General features: G+C 66.1%; 20 protein-coding genes. 7 read left to right on the top strand and 13 right to left on the bottom strand.

The window, feature by feature from the left end:
• Positions 1–8 precede the first annotated feature (8 nt).
• Positions 9–587 carry a DUF1214 domain-containing protein gene (locus tag K410_RS0113765; protein WP_028135416.1) on the top strand — a complete coding sequence of 193 codons (579 nt, stop codon included), beginning with the start codon at positions 9–11 and terminating at the stop codon, positions 585–587.
• A complete protein-coding gene (locus tag K410_RS0113760; RefSeq protein ID WP_028135415.1) occupies positions 584–1,168 on the top strand; it encodes a DUF1254 domain-containing protein in 585 nt (194 codons plus the stop codon). The genes K410_RS0113765 and K410_RS0113760 overlap by 4 nt, the downstream gene beginning before the upstream one ends.
• A 248-nt stretch (positions 1,169–1,416) precedes the next feature.
• Here the strand turns inward: K410_RS0113760 and K410_RS0113755 are convergent, their stop codons facing one another.
• From K410_RS0113755 to K410_RS0113740, 4 genes are all read right to left on the bottom strand, one after another.
• Entirely contained in the window at positions 1,417–2,589 is a 1,173-nt protein-coding gene (locus tag K410_RS0113755) for an MFS transporter (protein ID WP_049820035.1), read from the bottom strand.
• Positions 2,590–2,643: 54 nt separating this feature from the next.
• The gene (locus tag K410_RS0113750) at positions 2,644–3,831 is read right to left on the bottom strand and encodes an MFS transporter (RefSeq protein ID WP_028135413.1); all 1,188 of its coding nucleotides are present in this window, start codon (positions 3,829–3,831) and stop codon (positions 2,644–2,646) included.
• Positions 3,831–5,189 carry an NAD(P)-binding domain-containing protein gene (locus tag K410_RS0113745; RefSeq protein WP_028135412.1) on the bottom strand — a complete coding sequence of 453 codons (1,359 nt, stop codon included), beginning with the start codon at positions 5,187–5,189 and terminating at the stop codon, positions 3,831–3,833. Before K410_RS0113745 ends, K410_RS0113750 begins: the two co-directional genes overlap by 1 nt.
• Positions 5,190–5,250: 61 nt before the next feature.
• Positions 5,251–5,568: an ArsR/SmtB family transcription factor gene (locus tag K410_RS0113740; RefSeq protein ID WP_028135411.1), complete on the bottom strand. Its 318-nt coding sequence runs from the start codon at positions 5,566–5,568 to the stop codon at positions 5,251–5,253.
• A gap of 124 nt (positions 5,569–5,692) precedes the next feature.
• Here K410_RS0113740 and K410_RS0113735 point away from each other — a divergent pair, with 124 nt between their 5' ends.
• From K410_RS0113735 to K410_RS0113720, 4 genes are all read left to right on the top strand, one after another.
• The gene (locus tag K410_RS0113735) at positions 5,693–6,055 is read left to right on the top strand and encodes an ArsR/SmtB family transcription factor (RefSeq protein ID WP_028135410.1); all 363 of its coding nucleotides are present in this window, start codon (positions 5,693–5,695) and stop codon (positions 6,053–6,055) included.
• On the top strand, positions 6,048–6,575 hold the full coding sequence (locus K410_RS0113730; protein ID WP_028135409.1) for an arsenate reductase ArsC: 528 nt from the start codon (positions 6,048–6,050) through the stop codon (positions 6,573–6,575). Before K410_RS0113735 ends, K410_RS0113730 begins: the two co-directional genes overlap by 8 nt.
• 2 nt (positions 6,576–6,577) lie before the next feature.
• Positions 6,578–7,633 carry an ACR3 family arsenite efflux transporter gene (gene arsB, locus K410_RS0113725; RefSeq protein ID WP_028135408.1) on the top strand — a complete coding sequence of 352 codons (1,056 nt, stop codon included), beginning with the start codon at positions 6,578–6,580 and terminating at the stop codon, positions 7,631–7,633.
• Positions 7,634–7,797: 164 nt separating this feature from the next.
• On the top strand, positions 7,798–8,205 hold the full coding sequence (locus K410_RS0113720) for a GFA family protein (protein ID WP_028135407.1): 408 nt from the start codon (positions 7,798–7,800) through the stop codon (positions 8,203–8,205).
• A gap of 338 nt (positions 8,206–8,543) precedes the next feature.
• On the opposite strand, the gene K410_RS0113715 is transcribed toward K410_RS0113720, so the two are convergent.
• The 6 genes from K410_RS0113715 to K410_RS0113690 form a co-directional block, all read right to left on the bottom strand.
• A complete protein-coding gene (locus K410_RS0113715) occupies positions 8,544–8,987 on the bottom strand; it encodes a DUF411 domain-containing protein (RefSeq protein ID WP_245269376.1) in 444 nt (147 codons plus the stop codon).
• Positions 8,988–9,087: 100 nt separating this feature from the next.
• On the bottom strand, positions 9,088–9,654 hold the full coding sequence (locus K410_RS0113710; protein ID WP_028135405.1) for a class I SAM-dependent methyltransferase: 567 nt from the start codon (positions 9,652–9,654) through the stop codon (positions 9,088–9,090).
• A 108-nt stretch (positions 9,655–9,762) separates the two neighbouring features.
• Positions 9,763–12,954 carry an efflux RND transporter permease subunit gene (locus tag K410_RS0113705; RefSeq protein ID WP_028135404.1) on the bottom strand — a complete coding sequence of 1,064 codons (3,192 nt, stop codon included), beginning with the start codon at positions 12,952–12,954 and terminating at the stop codon, positions 9,763–9,765.
• The gene (locus K410_RS0113700) at positions 12,951–14,372 is read right to left on the bottom strand and encodes an efflux RND transporter periplasmic adaptor subunit (RefSeq protein WP_028135403.1); all 1,422 of its coding nucleotides are present in this window, start codon (positions 14,370–14,372) and stop codon (positions 12,951–12,953) included. Before K410_RS0113700 ends, K410_RS0113705 begins: the two co-directional genes overlap by 4 nt.
• Before the next feature lie 79 nt (positions 14,373–14,451).
• The gene (locus tag K410_RS0113695) at positions 14,452–14,844 is read right to left on the bottom strand and encodes a FixH family protein (protein ID WP_028135402.1); all 393 of its coding nucleotides are present in this window, start codon (positions 14,842–14,844) and stop codon (positions 14,452–14,454) included.
• Between the two features lie 102 nt (positions 14,845–14,946).
• A complete protein-coding gene (locus K410_RS0113690; protein WP_349509797.1) occupies positions 14,947–15,204 on the bottom strand; it encodes a hypothetical protein in 258 nt (85 codons plus the stop codon).
• 4 nt (positions 15,205–15,208) lie between these two features.
• On the opposite strand from K410_RS0113690, the gene K410_RS41000 reads away from it, so the two are divergent.
• Positions 15,209–15,382, top strand: a complete 174-nt coding sequence (locus K410_RS41000; protein WP_245269487.1) for a hypothetical protein — start codon at positions 15,209–15,211, stop codon at positions 15,380–15,382.
• 68 nt (positions 15,383–15,450) lie between these two features.
• On the opposite strand, the gene K410_RS0113685 is transcribed toward K410_RS41000, so the two are convergent.
• Genes K410_RS0113685 through K410_RS0113675 form a run of 3 tightly spaced genes read right to left on the bottom strand, consistent with a single transcriptional unit; the run spans position 15,451 to position 16,855 of the window.
• Positions 15,451–16,215, bottom strand: a complete 765-nt coding sequence (locus tag K410_RS0113685) for a hypothetical protein (RefSeq protein ID WP_028135400.1) — start codon at positions 16,213–16,215, stop codon at positions 15,451–15,453.
• Positions 16,216–16,217: 2 nt separating this feature from the next.
• Positions 16,218–16,415, bottom strand: a complete 198-nt coding sequence (locus tag K410_RS38450; protein ID WP_080672157.1) for a hypothetical protein — start codon at positions 16,413–16,415, stop codon at positions 16,218–16,220.
• Entirely contained in the window at positions 16,412–16,855 is a 444-nt protein-coding gene (locus tag K410_RS0113675; RefSeq protein ID WP_028135399.1) for a hypothetical protein, read from the bottom strand. Before K410_RS0113675 ends, K410_RS38450 begins: the two co-directional genes overlap by 4 nt.
• Positions 16,856–16,863: the final 8 nt, after the last annotated feature.

The following is a 16,863-nucleotide window of genomic DNA, read 5'->3' as shown; positions in this document are numbered from 1 at the left end:
CGAAACAAGTGCGGCTGATCCTGATCACATTGACGGCCCTTCTGCTCGCGACGGTGGTCGGCGTCGGCGCGACCTGGATGACGACGACGCGCGGCACCGACATCGGCGCGCTGACCATCGGCGCCTGGACCGCGCGGCCGCGCACCGGCACCGCCGACGTCGATCCCTATTCGCGCGCCACCATCGTCCGCAGCGGCGAGCTGCCGATCGGCACCGGCGACGGCGTCGCCTTCACCGCCACCACCGACGACAAGAAGAAGCCGCTCGACGGCCGCTGCGACGTGATCGTCTCCGGCGTGACGCCGCCGGCGCGGTTCTGGACGCTGACGCTGTACGACCGCAAGGGCCATCTCGTTGCGAACTCGCTGCAGCGCTACGGCTTCACCAGCCAGGAGATCGTGCGGTCCTCCGACGGCTCGTTCGAGATCCGCATCGCCTCGCGCTCGCGCGCCGGGAACTGGCTGCCGACCGGCGGCATCGAGCGCTACGCCCTGATGCTGCGCCTCTACGACACCCCGGTCGGCGTCGCCACGCGCACCCAGCGCGATGCGCCGATGCCCAGCATCAGCACGGCGGGCTGCTCATGATCCGCCTGGCCTTCACCATCGTTGCCGGCATCGTGCTGGGCCTCGTGGTCCATCTCGTCAGCGTGCTGGCGCTGCCGCGGATCGCGACGCAGGACGCCTATTCGCGGCTGACGCCGATGACGAAGGTGAACGGCGTCACCCAGCTTCCCCTCGCCGATCCCAACACTTCGCCGATGCCGTTCATGGACCCGGCGTTCGCGCTGGCGATCTGCCGCTATGACCTCTCGGGCGGACCGATCAAGCTCACCGTGCCGGTCAGTCAGGCCTACACCTCGGTGTCGTTCTACACCCGCAACGAGATCGCCTATTACGCCATCAACGACCGCTCGGCGGGTCGCAAGGTGATCGAGCTCGATTTGATGACCGAGGCGCAGCACAGCGAGCTGCCCGAGGACGAGGAGGTCACCGCGGCCGACCGCCTGATCATCGATTCCCCGACCGCCACCGGCCTGATCGTGATGAAGGCGCTCGCCCCCGAGCCCGGCCTGATGCCGCAGGCGCAGGCAACGCTGCAAGCCGCGACCTGCGCGCCGCAGACCGAGCCGCCGGCCAAGGCCGACACCAAGCGCGGCCGGCGCTGAGGGCTGCCGGTTCGGCAGTGCCAAACAAAAAATTGCGAAAACAACCCCATGCACAGGTGCGGGGGTGTTGAAATCATTGTGCTCTTCGCAGCGATGTTGTTGAGGCTTCAGGCTGAATCTGCCCGCTTTCACACGTCGGGCAAAACACCGGCACGCTTCGATCATCGAGAGTGCGTTGCGCCAGCGCGGAGCAATCCGTCGCGGACGGCTTGGCGGGAGCGCGACTTTCTCACGCCGAGCAAGTGTGCTCACGGCTTGCCGGAATGCCCTCTTCGCGCCCACAGCAGCGCCACTGGCCCCAGCGCGATTCCGGCCGCGAGCACGGTGAACACCAGCAGCCAGCCGCTTGCACTCTGCGGGCCGCCGGCGAGATCGAGTGCGACGCCGGTTCCCCAGGCGCCGAGCGCCGACAGACCGAAGCCGACCGTCGAGTGCAGGGCCAGGGTGGCGCCGCGATGCTCGGAGACGGCCGCCGCGGACATGCCGGCGGTGAGCGCGCCTGAATCGGCGGGCACGGTCACGCCGTAGATCATCAGCAGCAGCGCGAGCACCCAGGCCGGGGCGCTCGCGTTGAAGCCGATCACCAGCGCGACGCAGGCCGACGCCATCATCACGACGGTGATGGCGCGATGCCGTCCGAATTTCAGCGCGGCCTCGTTGCCGAGGATGCTGGCGGGCATCGAGATCACCGCGAAGCAGAAGCTCATCAGCACCGGCGTCATCCAGGACGGCTCGCCTTGATGCGCAACGACGAAGGTCCAGAACCCGACCAGCCAGGTGCGAATGCCGTAGAGCTCGAAGCAGTGGGCGCCGTAACCGAGGATGTAGCCGAGCGCCTCGCGATTGGCGAGGACGGGTGCGAAGTCGAGAAGACGCCCGGACTTCGGCGCTGGCTGCCGTCCCTCGATCAGCAGGCACGCGATCACCATCGCGACGGGGCCGGCGCCGGTGACGTAGAACGCGCTCCGCCATCCCCAGCGGTCGGCGAGGACCTGCGCGAGCAGGAACGACAGGCCGACGCCGACCGAGAAGCTCGACGTGTACAGCGTCACCGCCCGCGAGCTGTCGCCGGCGGGTAACCGGTCCGTCAGCGCCTTCAGCCCCGGCATGTAGGCGCCGGCGAAGCCCAATCCTGCGAGCGACCAGATGACGGTCCCCGACCAGAATCCCTCGGCAAAGATGCCGAAGGCGATGGTCGCAAGCCCGCTGACGATGGAGCCGCACAGCAGCACGATCCGCGCGTCGATGCGATCGGTCAGCGTCGTCAGCACCGGGACGGCCAGCATGTAGCCGAACGCATAGCCGCTCGCCATCAACCCGCCTTCGGCGGCGGACAGCCCCCATGCCGGCATCAGATGCTGCGCCAGATTCGCGGACAGCGTCACGTGCGGCAGCAGATTGCCGAGCTGCCCGATGCACATCGCCGCAATCAACGGTCCTCCGCTCAGGCTGCGAATGCTCTCCTCCCGTCGGTCCTATCTGGTCTGGTCAGCACGCAGCATCAGCAGTGCGAAAAATGCGGAGATCGAGGCCAGCGCGCTGATCCATAGCGCGCTGCTGCCAAAATGCTCCACCATCACGCCGAGTGCGAGTGGCGCGAGCGCGCCGGTGGCTCGCGAAGGCAGCGAGATCATGCCGACCCGCCTGCCGAACCCTGACGGACCGAACAATGCCAGCGGAAGCGTACCGCGGGCAATGGTGATGATGCCGTTGCCTGCGCCATACAGCACCGTGAAAGTCGATGCGAAGAAGGGACCGCCCATGACCAGTGCAATCACACCGATCGGATTCATGAGCATGGCCAGCCTTGCCGACAGCAGCGGATGAAACCGGCCGAGCCATCCTGCTTCCAGAAGGCGGGCGCCAACCTGGGCCGGCCCGACCAGTGCTCCTGCAATCAGGGCCTGGGCCGGCGTTGCACCGAACGCAACCAGCATGGTCGGCAGGATAGCCGAGACACCCGAGCTGACGAAGGCTGCCGCCGCGAACATGTAAGCCAACAGCACCATCGCCAAGGTCTCGCTCTGCCGTCCGGGTCTCTGGCTAGCGCCTGGATCGGGCCGATGCGACTGGTCTAGTGGAACGGCGCGCGGCAGCGACAGATTGAGCGGGAGCGCAAGGCCAAGATGAATCACCGCCCAGACCTGGCAGGCGAAGCGCCAGCCATACTCGGCGGCCAGCCACGTCGTGAGCGGCCAGCCGAGGGTGCTGGCGAAACCGGCAATCAGGGTGATTCCGGTGATCGTTCGTCGCGCATTGCTGCCATAGATGCGCGCAAGCGTCGCAAAGGCCGCCTCATACAGGCCCAAGCCCATGGCAATCCCGAGCACTATCCAGGATGCGATCAGCACCACCACGCCATGCGCCGCCGAGAGGAGGAGCAGGCCTGCCGCAAAAACGAGATTCGATACGGCAAGCAGGCCGCGCCCTCCGAACGTATCGATGGCGTGGCCGACGCGCGGGCCGAGCAGCCCGGAGATGACGAGCGCGGCCGACAGCGCACCGAACACGTATGTCGGCACAAGTCCGAGATCGCTCGCAATCGGCGCCGCCAGGATGGCCGGAAGATAGTAGCTCGATGCCCACGCAATGGTCTGCGCGGTTCCGAGCGCGAGAACAACAGAGAGCGGCCGCTCAGTCCCGGCCGCAGCGAGGCTGCTCATCAGCAGCCGCAGCCGGTGCGGCCTGCCTGCTTGGCTTTTTCGTCAGCGGCGCAGCAGGCCGACGTCTCCTCCTTCGCTGGACCGCCACAGCATCCCGCATCCGCCGCCTCGACACCACCGCGCGTGCAGACGCCGGTCTCCGGCAGCACGAGCTCGACGCGCGCTGCAGCCGCCTTGTCACCGGCGATGTCGGCCACGATGGAGCGGACCTGTTCGTATCCGGTCATCATCAGGAAGGTCGGCGCACGGCCGTAGGACTTCATGCCGGCGAGATAGAAGCCCGGTTCGTCGTGCGCGAGCTCGCGCGCGCCGTGCGGACGGACCGTGCCGCAGCTGTGCTCGTTAGGATCGATCAGCGGCGCCAGCGCGGCAGGCGCCTCGATGGCCGGATCGAGCCGCAGCCGCAATTCGGACAGGAACGACAGATCGGGGCGAAAGCCGGTGGAGACGACGAGCTCGTCCGCCACCACGCTGCGCGCACCGCAGCCGCTGCCGGCCGAGATCCTGAGGCGGCCTTCGGACTCCGAAAGGTGCGTGACACCGAATTCGCTCTCCACCCTGATCTTGCCGGCGGTCACGAGCGCGGCAAAGGCGGAGCCCAGTTCGCCGCGGGCGGCAAGCTTGTCGTTGCGGCCGCCGCCGAAAGACTTGGCGGGATCGGCGCCGCGCAACAGCCAGATCGCTTGCGTGCCCGGTACCTCGCCCGCGAGCTGCGCGAGATCAATCAGCGTACCGACCGCGGAATGGCCGGCACCGAGCACGGCGACAATCTTGCCGGCGTATCTGGCGCGCTCCGTGCCCCGCACATCCGGCATGCCATAGGCGATGCGGTCGGCGCGCTCGCGTTCGCCGATCGCGGGCAAACCGTTGCTGCCAGCGGGATTGGGCGAGAACCACGTGCCCGAGACGTCGATCACGGCATCGGCCCGCAGCACCTCGGGCCCCCTGCCGTTCTGATAGCGGATCTCGAACGGCGCCTGCTCCCTGCCCTTCGTCTTCGCCTTGTCGAAGCCGGCGCGGCTGATCGCGGTGACCCGGCTCGACGTCCGGATCGTGTCGCGCAGCGGCGTCCGTGTGGCGAGCGGCGTCAGATAGCGGTCGATCAGCTCGCCGCCGGCCGGATAGGATTGCGGGTCCGGCGAATTCCATCCCGTCGGCGCGAGCAGGCGCGCCGCCGCCTTGTCGACATTGTATTCCCATGGCGAGAACAGCTGGACATGCTGCCATTGGCGGATCGCGTGCGCGGCTTCAGGCCCGGCCTCGAGCACGATCGGCGACATGCCGCGTTCGAGCACATGAGCTGCGGCAGCGAGGCCGACCGGCCCTGCCCCGATGATGGCGACCGTCTTGTCGTTCATTTTGGCGTTCATCCCAGCTTCTCCCATCTTTCTAGAATCATCGAATAAGTTCGCAAAAGGATCACGCCGCCGTTTGCGCTCCGTTGCACCCGGCTTCGTCGGCGCAGCATTCCGCAACCATGAAGGCGAGGAGGCCGCGCATCGCGTCAAAGTTCGCGTGGCAGATCAGCGTGGTCGATTCCCTGACCTGGCTGACGAGTCCGACCGCAACGAGGGCCTTGATGTGATGCGACAGCGTCGATGCCGGAATCTTCAGCTTCTCCTGCAGACGGCCGACGGGCATGCCCGCGTGCCCGGCCCGGACCAAGGCCCGGTAAATCTGGAGCCGGGTTTGATTGCCCAGGGCCTCCAGACGTGCTGCTGCGTCGGCGATCTTCATGACACTCATGCTGCACTCGTTCGCATGCGCTGTCAAACCATACTTCTAGAATATTCGAATTATGACGTGACCGGGGACCAGATTCCGGCTTGACTCGACCTCATATTTCCGTAAATCTGGATATATGGAAAATGAAGAAGCCGTCCTCGCCCTCGCCGCACTGGCCCAGCCGACCCGCCTGGAGGCATTCCGGACGCTGGTGAGGCACGAGCCCGACGGGCTTGCCGCCGGCGATCTCGCCCGCGTGCTGGAGGTTCCGCAGAATACGCTGTCCGCGCATCTGGCGATCCTGAGCCGGGCGCGCCTCGTCTCCTCCGAGCGGCACAGCCGCTCGATCGTCTACCGCGCCAATCTCGGCGAATTCCGCGACATCGCGGTGTTCCTGTTGCGCGATTGCTGCGGCGGACGTCCCGAGGTCTGCAATCCCGTCGTCGAAACCCTGCAATCCTGCTGCCCGCCGAAACGTAAGGAGCGAAGCCGTGCCTGACCCGATCTACAACGTCCTGTTTCTATGCACCGGCAATTCGGCGCGATCCATCCTGGCCGAGTCAATCCTTCGCAAGGACGGTGCCGGCCGCTTTCGGGCCTTTTCCGCCGGAAGCACGCCAAAGGGCGCGGTGCATCCGCTGGCGCTGCGCACGCTCGAGACCCTGGAGTACCCGACCGACGGAATGCGCTCGAAGAGTTGGCTCGAGTTCGCCGCGCCCGATGCCCCGGTGATGGATTTCGTCTTTACCGTTTGCGACAACGCCGCCGGCGAGTCCTGTCCGATCTGGCCAGGCCAGCCGATGACCGCGCACTGGGGCATCGAGGACCCTGCCGCTGCCGAAGGCACGGATCTGGAGAAGCAGGCGGCGTTCGTCACCGCGTTCCGCTATCTGAAGAACCGGATTGATACGTTCGTGAGCCTTCCGCTGCGGAGCATTGACAAGCTCTCGCTCGGCACCAGGCTGCGCGAGATCGGCCGCTCCGACGGCGCGACGTCCAACAGAGACGACGTGGCGTGACGATGGGCATCTTCGAACGATACCTCACGCTGTGGGTCGCGCTTTGCATCGTCGTCGGCGTCGCGCTGGGGCACGTCATGCCCGGTTTCTTCGGCACGGTCGCGGCTGCCGAGGTCGCCAAGGTCAACCTGCCGGTCGCGGTCCTGATCTGGCTCATGATCGTGCCGATGCTGCTGAAGATCGACTTCGGCTCGCTGGGCGAGGTGCGGAAACATTGGCGCGGCGTCGGCGTCACCCTCTTCATCAATTGGGCGGTGAAGCCGTTCTCGATGGCGCTGCTCGGCTCCTTCTTCATCGGCCATCTCTTCGCGCCGCTGCTGCCGGCCGGCCAGATTTCGTCCTACATCGCCGGCTTGATCCTGCTGGCGGCCGCGCCCTGCACCGCGATGGTGTTCGTGTGGTCGAACCTGTGCGAGGGCGAGCCTCACTACACGCTGAGCCAGGTCGCCCTGAACGACGTGATCATGGTGTTCCTGTTCGCGCCGCTGGTGGGACTGCTGCTGGGTGTGGCCTCGATCAGCGTGCCCTGGGGCACGCTGCTGCTCTCCGTCCTGCTCTACATCGTGGTTCCCGTGATCGTCGCACAGCTGTGGCGCAAGGTGCTGCTGCGAAGCGGCACTGCCGGCTTCGACCGCGTCATGCGCACGCTGCAGCCTCTGTCCCTGGTCGCGCTGCTCGCCACATTGGTGCTGCTGTTCGGTTTCCAGGGCGAGCAGATCGTCAGCCAGCCGCTCGTCATTGCCATCCTCGCCGTGCCGATCCTGGTCCAGGTCTATCTCAATGCGGGCTTGGCGTACTGGCTGAGCCGACGGCTTGGCGTGGCCTGGTGTGTCGCCGCTCCAGCCGCCCTCATCGGCGCGAGCAATTTCTTCGAGCTGGCGGTCGCCGCCGCGATCAGCCTGTTCGGCCTGGATTCCGGCGCTGCACTGGCGACCGTGGTCGGCGTGCTGGTCGAGGTGCCCGTGATGCTCTCCGTCGTCCGCATCGTCAAGGCGACGCGGGGCTGGTATGAAGCGGGCGCTGCAAGCGCCCCGGCGGCTTTGGAAGCCCGCCAGTAAGGCGTTCAGCCCGAGACATTTTCCAGAACCCATCGCAGATCAGCGCGTGATGGCAGCAGCTGTCACGCGACAGTAGGACGCAAGCGCAAATCGATTGCGCCGTTGCTGCCGCAAATTGCGAGAGCTATCGATCGGCAAAGCCAATTCGCGATCGGGAGAAACGCATGAGCACCATCACCGGCGGCTGTCACTGCGGCGCAATCCGTTATGAGGTCGAGGGCGACGCGATCGTGCACGCGCTGTGCCATTGCCGCGATTGCCGGCTCCACGCCGGCGCTCCGGTGGTCGGCTGGACGATGTATCCGGAGAACGCCGTCAAGGTGACCAAGGGCGAGCCCAGGATCTACAGCTCGTCGGAACACGGTCGGCGGCATTTTTGCGGCAATTGCGGCACCGGCCTGTTCTACTTCAATGCCAGCCTGGTGCCCGGAATGATCGACATCCAGAGCGCGACCTACGACGATCCCGAGGCCGTGCCGCCGACGATGCAGATCCAGGTCGCCGAACGTCTGCACTGGATGGAGCATGCGCACGAACTGCCGGCGTTCGAGCGCTATCCGCCACAGCCATAGCGGCGGAGGATGACCGCCGGCTCTTTTGGCGTCATCAAGGGCAGGTATGACTCGTGGCGGCGCCTGCGCGCACGCCTCGTCCTTCGAGACGGCGCTTACGCGCCTCCTCAGGATGAGGCTCATCGGCGTCAGTGCCCGTTGAATCTGCCGCCGCGCACTCCGCCCTCATCCTGAGGAGCCCGCCTTGCGCGGCGTCTCGAAGGATGGCCGCAGAGAAAAGCTCTCATATGCGATAGCCCTAGTCATCGGAGGATTGGCAACGTTCGGCTCGTGCATCAGCTCATCGATGGTGGCGCAGCATCGCCAGACGCGTACCCGCGCAGCTCGCCATATCCAGCTCAACCGATCACCTGCGAGCCGAAAAAGCGCATGAATGGCCTTTGACCATCGGCACCGAACAGCACGACCGTGTAAGGCTCCGGCTTGCCGCCCTCCATCCCGGGCGATCCGACCGGCATGCCCGGCACAGCGAGCCCTTTCGCAATGGGGCGCTCCGAGAGGAGGCGCCGCACGGCTGCTGCCGGCACATGTCCCTCGATGAGATAACCTGCGACCTCCGCCGTGTGACACGCGGCCAGGTCCGAGGGGATGCCGAGACGATTCCGAACCGCGTCGAGATCGGCGGTCTCCTCCACCTGGACGAGAAATCCTGCGTCCCGGAGATGCTGCACCCAGCCCGCGCAACAACCGCAGCTCGGATCCCTATGCACCGTGATGGTGCCGTCTTGGGCCTGCGCCGCAACGGCAGGGCTGGCCAGCACTGCCGCCATTGCCGCCGCCATCAGCCCTGCAAGTGACCGACGGGTCATCACATGTCCGCGTTCCCTCATCTTCGGATTCCCTTCTTCATCGCTGGACCTCGAGGCCGGAGCGTCGCAGGCATCAACGGGGGCTCGCCTGGCCCTCGTACATAAACGTCATGGGCTTCAGCCCGTTCATATAGCCGGTGCGCATCTCGTCGATGCGAAAGCCGTTGCGAGTCAAGATGTCAGCGATGTCCCGGTTGAGATGACAACCGCCCGAGATGCGCATCCATGCGGGGGTCAGGCGATCCTGCCACCAGCGCACGTTCGGTTCGGGCGCGCGGCCATGCTCGACGAAGATCAGCTTCCCTCCCGGTTTCAGCACACGGCGGGCCTCCGTCATCGCGCGATCGACGTCCGGAATGCTGCACATGGTCCAGGTCGTCAGCACCGTGTCGATGCTGCGGTTCTCGATCGGCATAGCCTCGGCCGAAGCTTCGACGAGATCGACAGGAGTCTCCAGACGCGGCGCGTGTCGCGCCATATCGAGAAGCCTTGGAGCGGGCTCGAGACCCACAAGCTGCGTCACTGTAGCTCCGTAGAACGGCAGGTTGCGGCCGGACCCGACGCCGATCTCGAGGACCCGGCCCTGGGCCGCGCGAGCCGCGCGTTGCCGGGGCAGAATGACGTCGTTGTAGAAGCCCATGCGCGCATCTCCTGGTAATGCCGTCCCCAATACTAGCGCGGTGACGGCCAATGCGGCGATCAATTCCATCGCCCTGCCATTCCTGACAGTCGTTCGACATCACTGACCTCATTCGGCAGACTGCAGCACCCGCAATTCCGGACTGATCGGCTTTGTCATTTCGGTCGGTTGTCCCTTGTCCTCGGCCTCGGGCGGCAGGTGGACGCCCTTGACCAGGCCGAAAATCGCGGGGATCACGATCAGCGTCAGCAGCGTCGATGAGATCATCCCGCCGATCATCGGCAGCGCGATGCGCTGCATGATCTCCGATCCGGCTCCGGTGCTCCACATGATCGGCAGCAGGCCCGCCATGATGGCGACCACGGTCATCATCTTGGGCCTGACGCGCTCGACCGCGCCCACCATGATGGCGCCGTGGAGATCGGCTCGGGTGAAGACCCTGCCCTCGGCGTCGCGCCTCGCCTTCGTCTCGGCCAGGGCGTGATCGAGGTAGATCAGCATCACGACGCCGGTCTCGGCGGCGACGCCTGCGAGCGCGATGAAGCCGACGGCGACCGCGACCGACAGGTTGAAGCCGAACCACCACATCATCCAGATGCCGCCGACCAGCGCGAACGGCAACGACAGCATCACGATCAGGGTCTCGGTCAGCGCCTTGAAGTTCAGGTACAGCAGCAGGAAGATGATCGTCAGCGTCACCGGCACGACGATCTTGAGGCGCGCTGCCGCGCGCTGGAGGTATTCGTACTGGCCGCTCCAGACCACATAAGTGCCGGCGGGAAACTGGATGCTCTCCGTCACCGCGCGTTGCGCGTCCGCGACGTAGCTGCCGATGTCGCGATCGCGGATGTCGACGTAGATGTAGGTCGCGAGCTGGCCATTCTCGGTCCGGATCGAGGTCGGCCCGCGCGCCGGCTCGACCTTGGCGACCTCGCCGAGCGGCACGGCGCCGCCCGCCGGCATCGGCACCAGGATGTCGCTGGCGATGGCCTTGGGATTGTCGCGCAGGTCGCGCGGATAGCGCATGTTCACGGTGAAGCGCTGCCGGCCCTCCACGGTGGTCGTCACCGTCTGGCCGCCGAGCGCGGCGGCGATGGTGTCCTGCACGTCCTGGATCAAGATGCCGTAGCGGGCGAGCGCTTCGCGGTCGGGGACGATCTCGAGATAATAGCCGCCGATGCCGCGCTCGGCGTAGGCCGAGGACGTGCCCGGCACGGTCTTGATCACCCGCTCGACCTGCCGCGCCAGCCGGTCGATCTCGACGAGGTCGGTGCCCATGACCTTGACGCCGACGGGCGTGCGGATGCCGGTCGACAGCATGTCGATGCGTGCCTTGATCGGCATGGTCCAGGCGTTGGAGACGCCCGGGAATTGCAGCGCCTTGTCCATCTCAGCGATCAGGCTGTCGACGGTGACGCCGGGACGCCATTGCTCCCTAGGCTTCAGGTTGACCACGGTCTCGAACATCTCGGTCGGCGCCGGATCGGTCGCGGTCGCCGCTCGCCCCGCCTTGCCGTAGACCGAGGCGATCTCGGGGAACGACTTGATGATGCGGTCCTGCGTCTGCATCAGCTCGGCCGCCTTGGTGACGGAGATGCCGGGCAGCGTCGTCGGCATGTAGAGCAGCGTGCCCTCGTTCAGCGTCGGCATGAACTCGGTGCCGAGCTGCCGGGCGGGCCAGATCGTGACGGCGAGCACGACGAGCGAGGCCAGGATCACCAGCGTCCTGGCGCGGAGCACGCCCTTGATCACGGGCCGATAGATCCAGATCAGGAAGCGGTTGATGAAATTCCTGTGCTCCGGCACGATCCTGCCGCGGACGAAGATCACCATCAGCGCCGGCACCAGGGTGACGGACAAGAGGGCCGCAGCCGCCATCGCGAACGTCTTGGTGAAGGCGAGCGGGCTGAACAGCCGTCCCTCCTGCGATTCCAGCGTGAAGATCGGCATGAACGACACGGTGATGATCAGCAGGCTGAAGAACAGCGCGGGCCCGACCTCGGATGCGGCCTCGATCAGGATCTGGACGCGGGACTGACCGGGCGCGGCGCGTTCGAGATGCTTGTGGGCGTTCTCGATCATGACGATCGCGGCATCCACCATGGCACCGATCGCGATCGCAATGCCTCCTAAGCTCATGATGTTCGAGCCGAGGCCGAGCAGCTTCATGGCGCCGAACGCCATCAGCACGCCGACCGGCAGCATCAGGATCGCGACCAGCGCGCTGCGGACGTGCAGCAGGAACACGATGCAGACCAGCGCGACGACGATGCTCTCCTCGAACAAGGTGTGCTTGAGCGTGTCGATGGCCGCGTAGATCAGGCCGGAGCGGTCGTAGACCGGGACGATCTCGACCGATTTCGGCAGGCTGCTCGCGATCTCCTTGAATCGGCTCTTGACGTTCTCGATGACGTCGAGGGCGTTGACGCCGAAGCGCTGCAACACGATGCCGCTCGCGACCTCACCCTCGCCGTTCAGCTCGGTGATGCCCCTGCGCTCGTCCGGGCCGAGCTCGACATTGGCGACGTCGCGGAGCAGCACCGGCGTGCCGTTGCTCGTCTTCAGCACGATGTTGCCGAGATCGTTGATGCTCTTGATGTAGCCCTTGCCGCGGATGACGTATTCGAACTCGGCGAGCTCGACCGTGCGGCCGCCGACATCGGCGTTGCTGGCGCGGATGGCTTCACGGATCTTCTGCATGCTGATGCCGCGATCGCGCATCCGCTGCGGATCGAGCACCACGTTGTACTGCTTGACGAAGCCGCCGATGCTGGCGACCTCGGCGACGCCTTCGGCCTTGGCCAGCGCGAACTTCAGATTCCAGTCCTGGATCGTTCGGGTGTCCGCCAGGTTCAATTCCTTCGACAGCACCGCATATTGGTAGACCCAGCCGACGCCGGTCGCATCGGGACCGATGGTCGGGCTGACGCCGGCGGGCAGCCGCGACGCAGCGCCGTTCAGGAACTCCAGGACGCGCGAGCGCGCCCAGTAGATGTCGGTGCCGTCCTCGAAGATCACGTAGACGAACGAGGCGCCGAAGAACGAGAAGCCGCGCACGACCTTGGATTTCGGCACAGTCAGCATCGCCGTGGTCAAGGGATAGGTGACCTGGTCCTCGATCACCTGCGGCGCCTGGCCGGGATATTCGGTGTAGACGATGACCTGGGTGTCCGAGAGGTCCGGGATCGCATCCAGCGGCAGATGGATCAGCGCATAGAGACCGGCCGCGGCCGCAAAGGCGGTGCCGAACAGCACCAGCAGCAGATTGCGCGCCGACCAGGCGATGATGCGGGCGATCATTTGTGCTCTCCCGTCGCATGACCGGGTTCGGGAGCCTGAGGCGCTCCTTCCGCAAAGCCCTTGAGCGCGGCCTTCAGGTTGCTTTCCGCATCGATCAGGAAGTTGGCGGATGTGACCACGGCCTCGCCCTCGCCGAGTCCATCCCGCACCTCGATGTAGCCGCCGCCGCGCCGGCCGAGCTTCACCTCGCGCGGCTCGAAGCGCCCCTCGCCCTTGTCGACGAGAACGGCCTGGCGCGTACCGGTGTCGAGCACCGAGCTGTCCTGGATCGCCAGCACCGGCGCGCCGTCGGCCGTGTCGATGTCGGCATCGACGTACATGTCCGGCAGCAGCGCCGCATCCGGATTGGCGAGCTCGATCCGGACGCGAACCGTCCTCGTCTCGCGGTTCACCTGCGGATAGACCACGGCGATCCTGCCGCTGAAGGTACGCCCGGGAAAGCTCCGCGCGCGCACCGCCACCGACTGCCCCACCGCGACATTGCCGAGATCGCGCTCGGCGACGTCGACCAGCGCCCAGACCTGCGAGATGTCCGCGATCCTGAACAGCACGTCGCCGGGATTGGCGCGCATGCCTTCGATCGCGCTGCGCTCGAGCACGATGCCGTCGCGCGGTGCCGACCAATGGACGGTGACGGGGGTGACGCGCGTCTTCTCCATCTCGGCGATGACCGGCTCGGGCACGTCGAGATTGACCAGCCGTTGCCGCGAGCCGCGCCCGTACATCTCGACGCCGCCCACCGTCTTCGAGGTGATGGTGGAGAGATATTCCGCCGCGGCGGAGGCGACCGCCGAACTGTAGATTTCCATCAGGGGCTGGCCCGCCTTCACGCGCGTGCCGGTGGTGACGTCGGCGACCTTCTGCACGAAGCTCTCGGCGCGCATCGCGATCACCGAGACGCGGCGCTCGTCGAGCTGGATCGTGCCGGGCGCCTTGACCGTAACGCGGATCGCGCGCCGTTCGACCGGCTCGGATCTCACGCCGGTGCGCTGGATCTTGCCCGGCGAGAGCTTCACCGTGCCGTCGTCGACCTCGTCGCCTTCGTAGACGGGGATATAGTTCATCCCCATCGGATCCTTCTTCGGCACCGGCGAGGTGTCGGGCAGACCCATGGGATTGCGGTAGTAGAGGATCTTTCGCGATGATTCCGCCTGCGCCGGTTTCGAGGCCGCCGCGGCAGCCTGATCGTCGTCGTAGACCGGCAGATAGTCGCGGCCGCGGTCGTCCTTCCTCGGAGCGGCGGACCAGAGCGGCGCGCCACTCGGGTCGCGGTAATAGAGCGGAGACCGGTTCGCCTCGGCCGCAGCCGGGGTCGCCTCGGCATGAACCGACCAACTCCCCTCGTGCGAGAACCAATACGCGGCTGAGGCGAGGCCGCCGCCGAGCGCGAGAATCGTCAGGAGACGCAGCGTCTTCATGGTGTGTCTTCGCGCGCCGGGCGCGCGTCCATTTTAATGGGAAAGAGAAGTGCGGACGCCGCCGACGGCGTCCGCACGCTCACTTGGTCGCCGTGACGATCACCTTGCCGGTGACGGTCTCGGGCTCGCCCTGCACCTTGGCGGACAGCGTGACCTGGTAACGGCCCGCCATCGGCAGGTCGGTCTTGAAGGCGTAGACGCCCGGCTCCTTCGAGGGCAGCGGCGCGACATCGGAGACCATCTCCGCCATCCCGTCCGGGGCCATGTCGACGCGGGTCTTGAAGATGACGGCGTCCGCCACGGGCTTGCCGGTCTGCTTGTTGGTCAGGCGAACCGAGAGCGTGACGTCGTCGCCCTTCTTCATCTGCGCGTTGACGGGCTCGAAGGCGTAGTCGCCGGCGCCCGCCATGGCGGCGGAAGCGGCAAGCGAAAGGGTGGCGGCGAGCGCCGCTGTGCTGAATTTGGCAAGCATTGTCCTGTCCTCATGATCTGTTCATTCGCCGTGGCGCATAGCGCGCACGTCAGCCGTCGACGCGCGCAGGCAATGCCGCTCGCGTCCTTGAGCTTGGCGAGATCAGATTCGAGGAGGCCGGAAGGGAGGACTGCCGCCGCGGACGGAGACGACCTGATCCTCGGGGATGGCGATCGTGCTCGCCGCAACGGCGAAATACCCGACGGCGACGGGCCTGACGTCGTCGAGCGCAACGAGCCCGCCGACGCAGCAGAAGCCCATCCCGCATTTGTAGCCAATGGTCTGGGCAGGCGTTCCCGTCATGTCTGGGCAGCAATCGTCCATCGCCATCTCGGCGTCGCCGCCGATCGGCATGGCCATCTGCATGTCCGACGACATCGCAAGGCTGGATGCGGACACGCCAGCCGGCAGCATCGCCAAGGATATGGCGATCGCGAATGCCAGGATGGTACGGACGAACCTCATCGATGATCGACTTGCCTTTCGGGGCCGCAACGTCTTTCTTTTAACATATCCCGAAGCCAGCGGCGCTCGTTGATCCGGATCAAGCATTCGTGAGCAGGGTCTTTACCGCGGTCGACAAATTGGCCCGGGTTAAAGGCCGGGCTATCCCAGCAGGCCCTTCAAGCCGGCATAGATGGAGCCGACGGCGGTCGCGGCGACGCCAGCCAGCGGGCCGACCGTCTGCATCAGGTCCTGGATCAGGCGGGCGCGGCGGCGCAGTTGCTCTTCGCCGACGTGCTGCCCGAGCAGGCGCGCCACGCGGAAGGCGAACGCGTTCGGCTTGCCGCCCTGGGTCAGCACGCGCGGCAGCACCTGGAAGATCACGACGCTGAGGATGTTTCCGGAGACGAAGGCAAGCAGGATGCTGGCGCCATATTCGAACACTTCGCGCCATTCGATCCAGGCTTCCGGCAGGATCGGAACGTGGTCGTGAATTCCCGTGACCGTCAGCATCGACAGGACGCTGACGGCTGCTGCCAGGAACCCCAGCACCAGGGCCGTCAAGGTCGAAACCCGGTGCAGCGGGTAGGCCACGAATCCGAACAGCAGCGGTATGACGATCGAGGCGATCCGGAGCGGGATCGGCGACACGTTGAAGGTGATGGTCACGAGTACATGCGCGATTACCAGAAGAAGGGACGGTATCGCGACGTAGAGAACCGCATGCGTCGTGAAATAGCGCAGCGGATTCTTGTACCGTTCGAGCCGGACATTGACCCGGTCGAGATCGCGCCTGAGCCTGTCCAGATCGGCGACGATCTCTTCGATCTCGAGCAGGGTCGGCCGCACCACGCGCAGGTCGCGCGAGCAGTGCATGCACGCAATGGCCTCGTCCTTGATCGTCTCGGCGCAGAACGGACATTCCATCGCTAGCGCGAATGCCTCCGCCTCATGAAGGCCTCGGCCTCGTCTCTGGCCCGTTTCAGCTCGTCGCGCAGCTCCTGGCGCTTGCGCAGGAGATCGTCACGCTCCGCCATCAGCGTCGCGGGAACGGCGATGTCGCGCCCGCAGTCGCCGCAAACCAGAGCACCCTCCGCGGTTTCGGCGCAGCAATAAGGGCAGCTCACTTGGGTGCGACCTTCAGCGTGAAGACGGTCGTGCCCGACCGGCCGTCGCTGTCCTTGATGTCGACCCGCACGGCGTATTCGCCGGGGGGCAGCTCCGCGTCCTGGATGTTGATGCCGTCCGCCTTCACGAACGGCTTGACCCGCGGGGTGAGGTCCACGTTCGGCGTCCGGAGGAAGATCATCTTGACCGACTCCGGATCGATCTTTGCCCCGCCGAACGACTCGAACTTCAACACCAGCGGCATCGGTGAGCTGACGGCGCCGCCGGGCGAGATGAATTCGACCTTCGGACCGCGCAGGATGCCACGACGGTCGGCTGCGACCGCTCCCTTCGGCGGCGGCAGCTTGGCTTCCTCCTCCGTGATCAATTGCGTGGCGCGCGCAGGTGCCGAAAGCAACAAGGCTGCCGCCATTACCCCCAACAAGACATTCCGCTTCATGGTCCGTT

Origin of the sequence: Bradyrhizobium sp. 22 (assembly GCF_000482425.1) — a bacterium.
Lineage (GTDB): Bacteria > Pseudomonadota > Alphaproteobacteria > Rhizobiales > Xanthobacteraceae > Bradyrhizobium > Bradyrhizobium japonicum_B.
This window is presented reverse-complemented; position numbering and strand designations above follow the sequence as displayed.

Coding starts and splice junctions, on each gene's coding strand:
- K410_RS0113740 (WP_028135411.1), bottom strand. CDS start 5,568: ATGAAGATCGCCGACGCAGCAGCACGTCTGGAGGCCCTGGGCAATCAA.
- K410_RS0113750 (WP_028135413.1), bottom strand. CDS start 3,831: ATGAGCAGCCTCGCTGCGGCCGGGACTGAGCGGCCGCTCTCTGTTGTT.
- K410_RS0113755 (WP_049820035.1), bottom strand. CDS start 2,589: ATGTGCATCGGGCAGCTCGGCAATCTGCTGCCGCACGTGACGCTGTCC.
- K410_RS0113720 (WP_028135407.1), top strand. CDS start 7,798: ATGAGCACCATCACCGGCGGCTGTCACTGCGGCGCAATCCGTTATGAG.
- K410_RS0113675 (WP_028135399.1), bottom strand. CDS start 16,855: ATGAAGCGGAATGTCTTGTTGGGGGTAATGGCGGCAGCCTTGTTGCTT.
- K410_RS0113705 (WP_028135404.1), bottom strand. CDS start 12,954: ATGATCGCCCGCATCATCGCCTGGTCGGCGCGCAATCTGCTGCTGGTG.
- K410_RS0113735 (WP_028135410.1), top strand. CDS start 5,693: ATGGAAAATGAAGAAGCCGTCCTCGCCCTCGCCGCACTGGCCCAGCCG.
- K410_RS0113710 (WP_028135405.1), bottom strand. CDS start 9,654: ATGGGCTTCTACAACGACGTCATTCTGCCCCGGCAACGCGCGGCTCGC.
- K410_RS0113715 (WP_245269376.1), bottom strand. CDS start 8,987: ATGGCGGCGGCAATGGCGGCAGTGCTGGCCAGCCCTGCCGTTGCGGCG.
- K410_RS0113745 (WP_028135412.1), bottom strand. CDS start 5,189: ATGAACGACAAGACGGTCGCCATCATCGGGGCAGGGCCGGTCGGCCTC.
- K410_RS41000 (WP_245269487.1), top strand. CDS start 15,209: ATGTCCGACGACATCGCAAGGCTGGATGCGGACACGCCAGCCGGCAGC.
- arsB (WP_028135408.1), top strand. CDS start 6,578: ATGGGCATCTTCGAACGATACCTCACGCTGTGGGTCGCGCTTTGCATC.
- K410_RS0113690 (WP_349509797.1), bottom strand. CDS start 15,204: ATGGCCATGCCGATCGGCGGCGACGCCGAGATGGCGATGGACGATTGC.
- K410_RS0113685 (WP_028135400.1), bottom strand. CDS start 16,215: ATGGAATGTCCGTTCTGCGCCGAGACGATCAAGGACGAGGCCATTGCG.
- K410_RS0113760 (WP_028135415.1), top strand. CDS start 584: ATGATCCGCCTGGCCTTCACCATCGTTGCCGGCATCGTGCTGGGCCTC.
- K410_RS0113700 (WP_028135403.1), bottom strand. CDS start 14,372: ATGAAGACGCTGCGTCTCCTGACGATTCTCGCGCTCGGCGGCGGCCTC.
- K410_RS0113695 (WP_028135402.1), bottom strand. CDS start 14,844: ATGCTTGCCAAATTCAGCACAGCGGCGCTCGCCGCCACCCTTTCGCTT.